The 11,610-nt window shown below is 71.4% G+C and carries 11 protein-coding genes and 1 riboswitch; of the genes, 5 read left to right on the top strand and 6 right to left on the bottom strand.

The genetic code is table 11. From position 1 onward, the window contains the following. Nucleotides 1-65: 65 nt before the first annotated feature. Nucleotides 66-1,178, top strand: a complete 1,113-nt coding sequence (gene ald / locus QO010_RS13270) for an alanine dehydrogenase (RefSeq protein ID WP_307349853.1) — start codon at nt 66-68, stop codon at nt 1,176-1,178. Between the two features lie 3 nt (nt 1,179-1,181). Here ald and QO010_RS13265 read toward each other — a convergent pair whose 3' ends face one another. After that, nucleotides 1,182-2,000 (bottom strand): hypothetical protein, encoded by an 819-nt coding sequence (locus QO010_RS13265; protein WP_307349851.1) that lies wholly within the window; start codon nt 1,998-2,000, stop codon nt 1,182-1,184. A gap of 100 nt (nt 2,001-2,100) precedes the next feature. Next, a riboswitch (cobalamin riboswitch) is annotated at nt 2,101-2,303 on the top strand. A 144-nt stretch (nt 2,304-2,447) separates the two neighbouring features. Between QO010_RS13265 and QO010_RS13260 the strand changes: the two genes are divergently transcribed. After that, nucleotides 2,448-4,259: a TonB-dependent receptor plug domain-containing protein gene (locus QO010_RS13260; protein ID WP_307349850.1), complete on the top strand. Its 1,812-nt coding sequence runs from the start codon at nt 2,448-2,450 to the stop codon at nt 4,257-4,259. A gap of 13 nt (nt 4,260-4,272) precedes the next feature. Here the strand turns inward: QO010_RS13260 and QO010_RS13255 are convergent, their stop codons facing one another. Together QO010_RS13255 and QO010_RS13250 are read right to left on the bottom strand one after the other, a co-directional pair. Further along, the gene (locus QO010_RS13255) at nt 4,273-5,217 is read right to left on the bottom strand and encodes a TraB/GumN family protein (protein WP_307349849.1); all 945 of its coding nucleotides are present in this window, start codon (nt 5,215-5,217) and stop codon (nt 4,273-4,275) included. Nucleotides 5,218-5,322: 105 nt separating this feature from the next. Then, nucleotides 5,323-6,282, bottom strand: coding sequence for a calcium/sodium antiporter (locus QO010_RS13250; RefSeq protein WP_307349848.1), 960 nt, complete (start codon nt 6,280-6,282; stop codon nt 5,323-5,325). Between the two features lie 134 nt (nt 6,283-6,416). Between QO010_RS13250 and QO010_RS13245 the strand changes: the two genes are divergently transcribed. Then, nucleotides 6,417-6,953, top strand: coding sequence for an RNA polymerase sigma factor (locus QO010_RS13245; RefSeq protein WP_307349847.1), 537 nt, complete (start codon nt 6,417-6,419; stop codon nt 6,951-6,953). Between the two features lie 2 nt (nt 6,954-6,955). After that, nucleotides 6,956-7,333: a DUF6768 family protein gene (locus tag QO010_RS13240; protein WP_307349845.1), complete on the top strand. Its 378-nt coding sequence runs from the start codon at nt 6,956-6,958 to the stop codon at nt 7,331-7,333. A gap of 325 nt (nt 7,334-7,658) precedes the next feature. On the opposite strand, the gene QO010_RS13235 is transcribed toward QO010_RS13240, so the two are convergent. The 3 genes from QO010_RS13235 to QO010_RS13225 are packed head-to-tail and all read right to left on the bottom strand — an operon-like array spanning nt 7,659 to nt 10,345. Beyond that, nucleotides 7,659-8,378 carry a cytidylyltransferase domain-containing protein gene (locus QO010_RS13235; protein ID WP_307349843.1) on the bottom strand — a complete coding sequence of 240 codons (720 nt, stop codon included), beginning with the start codon at nt 8,376-8,378 and terminating at the stop codon, nt 7,659-7,661. 36 nt (nt 8,379-8,414) lie between these two features. Then, nucleotides 8,415-9,290, bottom strand: a complete 876-nt coding sequence (locus tag QO010_RS13230) for a bifunctional regulator KidO (protein WP_307349841.1) — start codon at nt 9,288-9,290, stop codon at nt 8,415-8,417. Beyond that, complete coding sequence (locus QO010_RS13225) at nt 9,287-10,345, bottom strand: PLP-dependent aminotransferase family protein (RefSeq protein WP_307349840.1); 1,059 nt, start codon at nt 10,343-10,345, stop codon at nt 9,287-9,289. The genes QO010_RS13230 and QO010_RS13225 overlap by 4 nt, the downstream gene beginning before the upstream one ends. 100 nt (nt 10,346-10,445) lie before the next feature. On the opposite strand from QO010_RS13225, the gene QO010_RS13220 reads away from it, so the two are divergent. Then, on the top strand, nt 10,446-11,402 hold the full coding sequence (locus QO010_RS13220) for an XdhC family protein (RefSeq protein ID WP_307349838.1): 957 nt from the start codon (nt 10,446-10,448) through the stop codon (nt 11,400-11,402). Nucleotides 11,403-11,610: the final 208 nt, after the last annotated feature.

Genomic DNA, 11,610 nt, shown 5'->3' with positions numbered 1-11,610 from the left:
CGTGCTTGACCCAGCGGCATTTCGGGGTCACTTGCGCCGCCAACCAAGCCAATTGGAGAACGGTCATGCGCGTCGGGGTTCCTTCCGAGATCAAGCCGGGCGAACATCGGGTCGGCCTGACCCCCACCGCCGTGCGGGAATATGTGGCCCGTGGCCATAATGTGCTGGTACAGGCGGGCGCCGGCCAGGGCGCGGGCTATGCCGACGAGGCCTACCGCAAGGCCGGGGCCCAGATCGCCCCCGACGCGGACGCGGTTTTCGCCGGCGCCGAGATGATCGTGAAGGTCAAGGAACCCCAGAAGGTCGAGTGGGAGCGCCTCACCGAGCGCCACATCCTGTTCACCTACCTGCACCTGGCCCCCGACCCTGCCCAGACCGAAGGCCTGCTGAAGAGCGGCTGCGCCGCCATCGCCTATGAGACTGTCACCGACGCCAAGGGCGGCCTGCCGCTGCTGGCCCCGATGAGCGAAGTGGCCGGCCGCATCGCCGTCTTCTCGGCCGCCGAGACCCTGCTCAAGCACAATGGCGGCATGGGCCTGCTGCTCTGCGGCGTGCCGGGCGTGATGCCCGCCCGCGTGGCCGTGCTGGGCGGCGGGGTGGTCGGCATGAACGCCGCCCGCATGGCCATGGGCCTCAACGCCGAGGTCGTCGTCCTCGAACGCTCGCTGCCCCGCATGCGCGAGCTGGACGACATCTTCATGGGCCGGGTGCTGACCCGCTATTCGACCCTGGACGCCATCGAGGACGAGATCCTCAAGGCCGACGTGGTCATCGGCGCGGTGCTGACCGCCGGCGCCGCCGCCCCCAAGCTGGTCAAGCGCGAGCACCTGTCGCGCATGAAGCCCGGCAGCGTGCTGGTCGACGTCTCCATCGACCAGGGCGGCTGTTTCGAGACCAGCCACCCCACCACCCACGCCGAGCCGACCTACACGGTCGATGGGGTCGTCCACTACTGCGTGGCCAACATGCCCGGCGCCGCCCCGCGCACCAGCTCCGACGCGCTTGGCAACGCCACCCTGCCCTTCGGCCTGGCCCTCGCCGACCACGGCCTGGACGCCCTCAAGCGCGACCCGCACCTGGCCAAGGGGCTGAACGTCCTCAAGGGCCAGCTGACCCACCCGGCCGTGGCCGAGGCGCTGGGCAAGCCGAGCATCGATCCTTACGGGGTGTGGGGCTGATCTCTAGCCGCCGCTGGCGGTGAGCGCCGCGGTGATTTTCGCTGCCGTCGCGGCGGGCATGCCGGCCAGCACACCGTAGGCCACCGTCCCGGTCTTGCACTGGTCGGCGGCCGACAGCTGCTCCAGCCCGCCCTCGAACACCGTTTGGATCAGGTTCGGGGCCAGTCCCCGGCTGGCCAGCGCCGACCGGAAGGTCGCCAGTTCGCTGGCGGTCAGCGCCGCCCGCTTGACCGGCGCGGTTTCACCATCGTGGATAGCGTGAAACATGGCCGCATTGCGCCGGGTCACAGCCAGCAGCAGGTCGGTCGCGCTGCCCTTGGCGCCGCCGGTCACCACGAAGTGGGCGCAGGCCTCCTCGCCGGCCGAGCCGAAGGTCTTCATCGACGCCGCATTCTGCGCGACCAGCGCTGCGAGCGCCCTCTCCGAGGCCTGAGGGACAGCACCGATATGCGCCCGGCCGAAGTCGCTGGCCGTCTTGATCGCCGCCCGCATCGCCTCGGGCCTGGCGTCGCCGGACTGGATACGCATGATGAAGGTTCGCCGCATCTCGACGTAGAGGGGCGGGAAATCCCGCAGTATCTCGTCACGCCAGGGCGCCAGGGCCTGGGTGGTCATGTCCTTATCGAACGTCTCCGAGATGCGTTCGGGCGGGGATGAGGACCGAATCTCCATACTGCTCTGCAGCGCACAGCGCACGACGCCCAGCGCTATGAAGGCGAGCACGACACCGCTGAGGACAGGGCCATTGCGCTTGGGTTTGCGCCGGGGCGTGTGGAGATGCCGCGCGCCCTCCCAGGTCTGATTTTCCGGATTTTCCGACATAGACACTCCCCCCGACGCCCTTCTTGGCGCAAACCGCCGGCGGATGCATCGGGGAAATTGCCGCACCGGCGTCGGGCCTTGCCGTCGATGCTGCGACGCATCATAACTCCGCCCAGGCGGTCCCCTTTGAGGGGCCAAGAGGGAACGGGGTGTGAAACCCCGGCTGTGCCCGCAACTGTCAGCGGCGAGGGCCGCGCTCGTTCCGCTCCACCTTGGGGCGGCGCCACTGGAGCGATCCGGGAAGGCGAGAGCGCTGTCTGTTGACCCGTGAGCCAGGAGACCTGCCGCCGACGTCGTTCGACCGGGGTCCGGGTTCAGGCCATCGGCGCGAGAGGGGCGTATCTGTTGCCTTTCGTCGAAGCGACACCCTGGCCGGCGCGCCAGGGTCATGTCGCTTTGAACCCCAGCCTCGCGGCGCCGCGCGGGCCCTTTACTGGAGCCTGCGCCATGAAGCGCCTGCTATTGACCACCGCCCTTGTCCTGGCGCCCGCCGCCGCCTTCGCCGACACCGACGTCAGCGAAGTCATCGTCACCGCCGAACGCCTGCCGTCCACCCTGGACCAGACCCCCGACGCCCGGGTGATCACCCGGGACGAGATCGACCGCCGCCAGGCGGTGTTCGCCGCCGACATCCTGACCACCGTCCCCGGCCTGTCGCTCAGCCGCAACGGCGGGTTCGGCGGGTTCACCAGCGTCAAGCTGCGGGGCGCCGCCTCGGACAAGACCCTGGTGCTGATCGACGGGGTCGTCCAGAACGACGCCTCCAGCCCCAACGGCGGTTACGACTTCTCCAGCCTCGACCTGGACGATGTCAGCCAGGTCGAGATCCTGTCCGGCCCGCAGGGTTCCATCTGGGGCTCGGACGCCATCGGCGGGGTGGTCAGCTTCACCACCCGCGACCTGGACGGCCTGCGCGCCAGCCTGGAAGGCGGTTCCTACAGCACGGTCCACGGCTCGGCCGCCATTGGCCAGGTCAATGCCGCCAGCGCCATCAGCGCCTCGGTCTCGGCCTACCGCACCGACGGCGTCTCCAAGGCCGCCAACGGGACCGAGGACGACGGCTTCAAAAGCTGGACCGCAGGCGTCAGGGCCCGCATCGACCTGACCGACACCGTCCGGCTCGACGGCCAGGTGCGCTACAATGAAGCCGACGCCGACGTTGACGGCTACGACGCCTTCTTCACCTTCGGCGACACCACCGACCGCTCCAAAAACCGCTCCTGGACCGGCTTCGCCCGCGTCCGCGCCGACCAGTTCCTGGGGCTGGACCAGTCGCTCAGCGTCTCGCTCTACGACCTGACCCGCGACAGCATCTCGGCCTTCCCCTCCAGCTACGACGCCCGGCGCGCCACCTGGCGCTGGACGGGCGGGCGCGGCGGGGCCAGCGATCCCTTCGCCTTCCTGCTGGGGATCGAGCGCGACGATACCGAGGCCTCGATCAGCACCGGCGCGACCTCGGACCTGGGGGCGACCTCGGTCTTCGCCATGGCCCGGTTCAGCCCCGTCGACGCGGTCAGCGTCACCGCCAGCCTGCGCTATGACGACCCCGACAAATTCTCGGGCAAGGCCACCGCCCGCATCGGCGCCACGGCCAGACTGCCGGCCGGCTTCACCGCCGCCGCCTCGTTCGGCCAGGGCTTCAAGACCCCGACCATCAGCCAGACGGTCTGCGACTTCTGCTTCCCGGCCGGCCCCTCGACCGGCCTCAAGCCCGAGACCGCCCAGGGCTGGGACGCCTCGCTGCACTGGCGCTCGGCCGACGATCGCTATTTCGTGCGGGTCACCGGCTACCGGCTCGAGGTCAAGGACCAGATCAGCTATGGTGTCGGCCGCTACGTGAACATCGACCGCACCCTGACCACCGGGGTCGAGGCCGAGGCGGAGGCCGAGGTCACCGACCAGCTGAGCATCAAGGTCGCCTATGCGTTCACCGACGCGGTCGACCGCGCCACGGGAGCGGAACTGCTGCGGGTTCCGGCCCAGTCAGGCTCGGTGGCGCTGTGGTGGACGGGCGATCGGCTCAGCGGCGCTCTGACCGTGCGGGCCGAGGGCGAGCAGGCCGATTCCGACCCCTCGACCTTCAGCCCGGCGACGCGCGACGGCTTCACGGTCGCCGACCTCTCGGCCGGCTGGAAGCTCAATGACCAGGTCGAGATCACCGGCCGCATCGAGAACCTGACCGACGAGACCTATTCGGAATCGCTGGGCTACGGCGAAACCGGCCGGGCCGTCTATGTGGGCGTCCGCCTGAAGCGCTAGTCGCGCCGGGCCGTCACGGGGCCGCGTCGCCCGGTCCCGTGACGGTCAAGCCCCGCGCCCGCAGCTGCGCCAGCACGCCGTCCTGGGCCAGCAGCCGGCGCAGGCCGACCAGGGCCACCGAATGGCCGGGCTTCTTCAGGGCCTCGGCGATGTCCTGCGTCTGGTCCCGTGAGGCGCGCCGCCAGATGTCGCCGCCGCCGGACAGCAGCAGCACGCAGCGCTCGAAGGCTCGGGGTCCGCTCAGGGCGGACCGCACATCGCCCCGGGCCCAGCCCTGGGCGGCCGGACGCACCCGGCCTGCGTCGTCGATGTCGTCCAGAGCGCTCTCGAGGCATTGCTGCTGGATGGCGGGCGTCAGGCCGGCCAGGGCCTTGCGCAGGAAGGGCACGGCGTCATAGCGGGCGCCGCTGCGAAGCGGGACCTTGGCCTTCTTCGCCAGGCGGCGGACATCGTTGTCGGGATGGCCCCAGCGGCCCTTGGCCCGGCTGTCGCCCATCAGCATCAGCCCCGCCGCCAGCGGGCTCCATTCAGCGTAGCGCTTGGCCGGCTTGCCCAGCCGGGTCCGGTCGGCGACGAAGCGGTCGCGCAGGGCGGGCGGCAGGCTGGCCTCGAGCGGGGTCTTTGACCGGAGTTGGCCCCGCAGCTTGAGCAGGGCGGGGATATCGCGGACCCCGGCGGTCATCGAGGCGCCCTGGATCAGGCTGTTGGCGCCCTTGAGCCGCCGCGCGACCACCGACTGATCCCACGCGACCCCCGGCGGCAGCCCGCCCTCGGGCATGGCCAGGATCCAGACGGTCGTATCGCCGTCACTGACCTTCCACCAAGCCGGCCCGGGCGTTCGCGGCGCGACGACCAGCGCCTCGACCAGAGTCCCCTCCGGGTCCTCCACAGGCGGGGCGGCCGCGCCAAGGGTCAGGAAAAGACAGGCGGCGACGACCGCGGATCGCAGGAATTTCATGCGCCAAGGCTCCCCGGCTGGACGACTAGTCTAGCTAGGCTGGAGCGGCGGAATGTCAAAACCTTGACCGATTGGCGCCCCGCCAGGTCGGGCGGGACGTCCGTTTCAGAAGGCTCCGGCTCGCCAGGCCAGCCAGGCGATGTAGCCCCCGTAGCCGGCCAGCATGAAGAGGCCGAACAGCCGCCCCAGACGCCCTCGGTTGAGACCCGTCAGCACCAGCAGCAGCGCCGAAGCGGCCATGACGCCCAGGTCGACCCAGCCCAGATCGGCCGGGGCGTCGATGGGCCGGACCAGGGCGGTGACGCCCAGTATGCCCAGGACATTATAGATGTTGGACCCCATGGCGTTGCCCAGCGCCACCTCGGACTGCCGGCGGACCGCCGCCAGCACCGTGGTCACCAGTTCCGGCAGAGAAGTGCCGACCGCCACCAGGGTCAGGCCCAGCAGGGTCTCCGAGACGCCGGCCTGCCGGGCCAGCACCAGGGCCCCGTCGACCAGCAGCTTGGCGCCCAGCACGGTGATGGCGATGCCGACCAGGGTCAGCAGCAGGGCCCTGGGGATGGACCCCCGACGCACCGGCATGGGGGCGGTGTCGGACTGGGCGGCGCGGCCCCGCTCCTGCAGGAAGCTGACCAGCACATAGAGGGCCAGGGCGCCCAGGAACCAGAGTCCGATCCGCCCGTCGATATGGCCCCGCAGCAGGAAGACGATGGCCGCGCCGGTCACCGCCAGCAGGACCAGGCCGTCGCGCAGGAAGCCCCGGGGCTCCACCGCCATCGGCCGCAGCAGCGCCGCCAACCCGACCACCAGCAGCAGGTTGGCGATGTTGGAGCCGACGATATTGCCGACCGCCAGGCCGGGCGATCCGGCCAGGGCGGCGGTGACGCTGGTCAGCAGCTCGGGCGTGGAGGTGCCGAACCCGACAATGGTCAGGCCGATCAGCAGCGAGGACACGCCAAGCCCCCGGGCGGTGGTCACCGCCCCGCGCACCAGGGCCTCGCCCCCGAAGATCAGCAGCCCAAATCCCAGGCCGACCAGCAGCCAGGGCTCCCCCAACCACGCCATCGTCTTCGCGCTCCAGCCGCCCCTTCATGCGCCCGCCGGACCCCCCGGCCAACCAAAACCGGCGGCCTGTCGATTTCCGCGAACCTTTTCCGCCGCTGGGGCGACTATCGGTCTGAAACCCGATGGGTGGGGCGATGAACCGCGACCTGGAGCATGTGCTCGATGAGTATCTGGTGCTGCAATGCCGCGCCGGCTCTCGCGCGGCGATGGGCCAGCTGGTCGGCCGCTGGACGCCACGGCTGCTGCGGCATGCCAGCCGCACGCTGAACAGCCCCGACGCCGCGGCCGACGTGGTCCAGGACGCCTGGATCAGCGCCCTGCGGGGTCTTGGCCGGCTCGACGATCCGGCGCGCTTTCCGGCCTGGCTCTACGCCATCGCCACCCGCAAGTGCGTCGACCACATCCGCAAGGCCGCGCGCGGCCGCAGGCTGGCCGCCGGCCTCGCGGCCCAGCCGCCACCGGCCGCGCCGTCAGGCAGCGACCTGAAGCTCGATTTCGCCGCCGCCCTGGCCCGCCTGCCGGCGGACCAGCGGCTGGTGGCCAGTCTGTTCTACGGCGAGGACCTCAGCCTTGAAGAGGTCGCGGCCGTGGCGGGGGTCCCCCTCGGCACGGTCAAGTCCCGCCTGCATCACGCCAGGCAATCTCTCAAGCTAGTATTGGAAGGAGCTTAGTCATGTCCGATATCGATGACGCCATCCGTCAGGCCCTCTCGGCCGACGACAAGCGGGCCCTGGACAGCTTCGCCGGCGAGCAGCCGCTGCTGGCCCAGGTGTTCGGCGCCCTGGGCGGGCCGTTCCGCTGGCTCAACCTGGTCGGCGGCGTCGCCGGGGTGGCGATGTTCGCCGGCGGGGCCTATGCCGCCTGGCGGTTCGCCCAGACGCCCGACCCCCGCCAGATGCTGCTCTGGGGGGGAGTCGTGGTCCTGGCCTGGTCGGGCCTGGGCATGACCAAGCTGTGGTTCTGGATGGAGATGCACCGCAACGTCACCGTCCGCGAGATCAAGCGGCTGGAACTGCAGGTGGCCCGGCTGGCGGCGCGCCTGCCGGGGTGAGGTTAGCGCTTGAACTCCCTCCCCTTTATGGCAGGGCTATCGCATATGAAATCGCGGCATGGGCCGCTTTCTTCAAATCCTCACCCGGAGGGGGAGGGGGACCGCGCCGAAGGCGTGGTGGAGGGGGTTGAAGCTACAACCACTTCTGCCCGCAAATCCTCGCCTTATCGGCTGCGCCGTATCCTGACGCCTGGATGTAGCATCGGACCCCCTCCACCATGCTTCGCATGGTCCCCCTCCCCCTCCGGGGGAGGATTCAAAAAGGAGCGATCTGGCATCGCTTCCATATGCGATAGCCCTGCCCTTTATGGAGAGGGAGTTGTGCTCAGGCCGCCGCGTTGAACCGCGCCAGATCCTGGCGGCCGCCGATCAGGTCGAGCACGTCGTTCATGCCGAACAGCGGATCGACCGGGTGCAGGGCGTTGTAGACGCTGCGGGCGAAGGCCAGGTCGGCGTGGGTCTTCACCCGCCAGTTCAGGCGCGAGTGGTCGCGCACCGCCTCGAAGCTCTTCCAGCTGAACTGGTCGGGGTGGCTACGGATGAAGGCGGTGGGCGAGGTGCGGGCCATGGGGTCGCGCGGGGCCTCGGCGGCGGCGTTGAGGGCGGCGGCGGTGACCACCTCGACCTCCAGGCCGATGGGGAAGCTGGCCGGCTCGCGGTTGGCGACATAGTCGGCGCCGCTGTCCCGGGCCAGCCAGACGGCGCGGTCGACCAGGCCCGGATCGACGAAGGGCGCGTTGCCCTTGATCCGCACGATATGGCTGACCGGCCCGGCGGCGGCGGCGCAGCGGGCGAAGCGGCCCAGCAGGTCGGTCGGGGCGCCCCGGAACACCGGCTGGCCGCGCGAGACCAGCCAGCTGGCCAGCGGATCGTCCGAGGCTTCCAGGCTGGTGGCCACCACGATGCGGCCCAGCGAGCGGGCGGCGCGCAGCCGCTCCAGCTGGCGCCAGATCATCGGCTGACCACGCAGCGAGGCCAGCGGCTTGCCCGGCAGCTTGCGGGAGGCCAGGCGGGCCTGAATGATGCAGATAACTTGCTCGGTCATGGTCGGCGCTCCTTCTGAGCGGCAGGTCGTTCGGCCTTAGGCGGCGGCCCAGCGATGGGGGTCCAGGGCCACCGGGTCGTCGATGGCCATGTCATCCCAGTCCAGGTCAGGGGGCGGGCTGGCGGCGGCGGCGATCACCGCGTTCAGCTCGGCGGCGGAGGTCACGCCCACCAGCACGGCGCTGGCCTCGGGGCGCGAAAGGGCGAAACCGAGCGCGGCCTGCAGCGGATCGCTGCGGCCCTCGGCGATCATCCGGCGGACCTTCGACAGCCGGCCCGAGGCGCCCTTCAGCGGCGCGGGAATGCGGTCGGGCGGCAGGAACAGCAGGCCATTGAGGAAGATCGAGCGCAGCTGCACCTCGACTCCCATGCCGGCCAGCCGCGCCAGGGTGCCGTCGGCCAGCAGCCGCTGGTCGAGCAGCGAGCCGGGGGCCTGGACCAGGTCCGGCTTGAAACGTTTGGCGACGCCCACCGGGTCATCCGAGGCATGCACGGCCACGCCGATGCGGGCGAAGAGGCCGGCGTCCTTCATCTGCAGCAGGCGGGTCCACAGGCCCTGGCCGTGCGGGCCCAGCAGGTCGCCGGCCGAGGGGACGATGATGGCGTCGGCGCGCTCGATGGCCAGGCGCTTAAGGCTGGCCCGGGCCTCGGCCTCGATGAAGTCGGGGCCGCGGTCGCAGCGGGCGGTGGCCAGGGTGACGCGGAACGGCACGGGCCGGGGCAGCAGGTCGCCCAGCAGGGATTCGGCCCGGCCATAGACGCCGGAGGTGTCCAGCACGCCCAGATTGGCGCGGGCGGCGAGGCTCAGGATATCACGCGCCTCGACCTCCGGCGGACGCGAGCGCGGGCTGGCGCTGCCGTCGAGGCCGAACTGGGCCGAGCCCAGGCCGAGTTTGCTAAGCTGGGATGTCATGCTTGTCCTTCTGGACGGGGGCCCGCGGAAAACTCGCGGGGGAAGCTGGGAACGGGGCGGCGCAGCAGCGCCTCGAGCAGGCCCTTGGCGGCCATGGCCGGGATCAGGGCGGCGTAGGCGTCGATCAGCCGGGCCATTTCGGGCTCGTCATGGGCGGCGCTGAGGGCGTGGGCTCCGACCACCACCAGGCCACGCTGGGCCATCTCGCGCAGCCACAGGCCTTCGAGTTCAGGGGCGGCGAAGAGGGGGGTGGGCAGGCTGGGGTCGCCGGCGACGGCGAACAGCCGCCCGGCCCCGGCCCGCTCGGTCAGGGCGGCGACCTCGGCCTGCAGCTCGGCCCCCAGCACCCGCAGGTGCGGCGCGGCGGGATGGGCGGCCAGGATGTCCAGCGTGGCGGCGGCGGCGGCCAGCGAGGCGGCCTGGGGCTCCGGCAGGTCGTCGGCGTCCAGGGCCCGGACCAGGTCGGCCCGGCCGGCGATGGCGCCCAGCGGCCGGCCATTGGCGATGGCGGCGCCGAACACGCAGAGATCGGGGGTCACGCCGCTGAGGCCCTGGGCCCCGCGCGCATCGACCCGGAAGGAGGAGGCGCCCTCGTCGAACACCAGCACCGCCCCGGCGGCGTCGGCGGTGCGGCGGGCGCAGGCGAGATCGGCCGGATCGGCCCCCAGCGGATCGACCACCAGGGCGGCCAGGTCGTCGACGCCGCCGAACGGGCCATCGGCGCGCCAGACCGCCACCCGGCGGCGGCCGGTGGCCTTGCGGGCGCCGTCCAGCGCGGCCGGCAGGGCCTGGGATTCTTCGGCGCAGAAGCGGACCGCCTCGGCGCAGGGGATCAGGGTTTTCAGCCCGCCGGCGACGCGATCCTCGCGGACCTCGGCCTTGGCGACAGCGGCCTCAACGCGGGGATGGGCATGGCCCAGCAGCACCGCGCCGCCGGCCATGTCGAAGTCGATGCGGATCGTCCCTTCGCTGTCCCACAGCCGGCAGCCCTGGGCGCGGACCCGCACCGGCCGGCGGGCCGGGGGCTTTTCGACGATGAAGGCGGGCGTCCCCATGACGAGGCCTTGGCGTTAGGGTTAAGTCCCAGCAACCATGCGCCGCAGATACTTAAGGAAGCGGTATCAGAGCCGTTTCGCTGAGGTTAATGTTGGCGGCATGGACGCCCCCCTGCCCGACTGGCCGATGTATGGCCTCAGCGACGATCAGCGACCCGCCCTGCGCGCCGCGCTGGCGGGCGGCCGAGCCGCCGTCCTGGCCACCGTCGCCGCGCTCGGCGACGGCGGACCCCGGCCGGTGGGGACCCAGATGGTGTTCGCCGCCGACGGAACGGTTTCCGGCTTCATGTCCGGCGGCTGTGTCGAGGGCGATGTGGCCCTGCACGCCCGGGCCGTCCTGGCCGACGGCGCGCCCCGGCGGCTGGTCTATGGCGAGGGCAGCCCCTGGCCGGACATCCGCCTGCTGTGCGGGGCCCGCATCGAGATCCTGGTCGAACGCATCGCCCCCGACGATCCCGCCGCCGCCATGCTGTTCACCCTGCAGGAAGAGCGCCGCCCCGCCGTCTGGATCACCGACGGCCTGCAGCGCCTCTGCGTCCCGGCCGGCGATGCGCCCAAGCCCTGGCCCGGCGCCCTGACCCGCCGCCACGACCCGGTCTGGCGGCTGGCCGTGGTCGGCGGCGATCCCACCGCGCTGGCCATCGCCGCGCTGGGCGTCCAGGCCGGGTTCGAGACCACCCTGATCCGCCCGCTGGGTCCCGAGACCCCGCCGCCCATCCCGGGCCTGGCCTACAGCCGCGCCGAACCTGGCCAGGCCCTGACCGCCCTCGATCCCTGGAGCGCCGTCGCCATCGCCGGCCACGACCTGGAAAACGACCACGCCGCCCTGCTGGCCGCCCTGCCCTCGCCGGCGCCCTATGTCGGCCTGTTGGGCGCGCGCCGCCGGCTACCGGAGCGGCTGGCCCGGCTGCGCGCGGCCGGCATCAGTGAGCGGGCGCTGGAAAAGCTGCGGGCCCCCATCGGCCTCGACCTGGGCGGCAAGGCCCCCTGGGAGGTGGCGGTGGCCACGATCGGCGAGGTGGTGGCGATGCGGCATGCCCAGTTCGAAAAGGCCTAGGTCCCTATTCAATCCGCTCATCCCCGCGAAAGCGGGGACCCAGGCTTTTTGCTGTTGAGGGCGATTCTGGCAGGTCTGGGCGGCTGAAGGTCCGCTACGAAAAACACCTGGGTCCCTGTGTATTGCAGATGGTGTTGGGCTGATGCCTGATGTTGGCGGGCGTAGGCCGTTGGGTCCCTGGTCGAAGAGACCGCAAGCGGGCTGGGTC

Origin of the sequence: Caulobacter ginsengisoli (genome assembly GCF_030814835.1) — a bacterium.
GTDB lineage: Bacteria > Pseudomonadota > Alphaproteobacteria > Caulobacterales > Caulobacteraceae > Caulobacter > Caulobacter ginsengisoli.
This window is presented reverse-complemented; position numbering and strand designations above follow the sequence as displayed.

Excerpts from the sequence above, each read along its gene's own strand:
- QO010_RS13220 (WP_307349838.1), top strand. The coding sequence starts at position 10,446 with ATGGACGCCCCCCTGCCCGACTGGCCGATGTATGGCCTCAGCGACGAT.
- QO010_RS13225 (WP_307349840.1), bottom strand. The coding sequence starts at position 10,345 with ATGGGGACGCCCGCCTTCATCGTCGAAAAGCCCCCGGCCCGCCGGCCG.
- QO010_RS13240 (WP_307349845.1), top strand. The coding sequence starts at position 6,956 with ATGTCCGATATCGATGACGCCATCCGTCAGGCCCTCTCGGCCGACGAC.
- QO010_RS13250 (WP_307349848.1), bottom strand. The coding sequence starts at position 6,282 with ATGGCGTGGTTGGGGGAGCCCTGGCTGCTGGTCGGCCTGGGATTTGGG.
- QO010_RS13230 (WP_307349841.1), bottom strand. The coding sequence starts at position 9,290 with ATGACATCCCAGCTTAGCAAACTCGGCCTGGGCTCGGCCCAGTTCGGC.
- QO010_RS13235 (WP_307349843.1), bottom strand. The coding sequence starts at position 8,378 with ATGACCGAGCAAGTTATCTGCATCATTCAGGCCCGCCTGGCCTCCCGC.
- QO010_RS13255 (WP_307349849.1), bottom strand. The coding sequence starts at position 5,217 with ATGAAATTCCTGCGATCCGCGGTCGTCGCCGCCTGTCTTTTCCTGACC.
- QO010_RS13245 (WP_307349847.1), top strand. The coding sequence starts at position 6,417 with ATGAACCGCGACCTGGAGCATGTGCTCGATGAGTATCTGGTGCTGCAA.
- QO010_RS13260 (WP_307349850.1), top strand. The coding sequence starts at position 2,448 with ATGAAGCGCCTGCTATTGACCACCGCCCTTGTCCTGGCGCCCGCCGCC.
- ald (WP_307349853.1), top strand. The coding sequence starts at position 66 with ATGCGCGTCGGGGTTCCTTCCGAGATCAAGCCGGGCGAACATCGGGTC.
- QO010_RS13265 (WP_307349851.1), bottom strand. The coding sequence starts at position 2,000 with ATGTCGGAAAATCCGGAAAATCAGACCTGGGAGGGCGCGCGGCATCTC.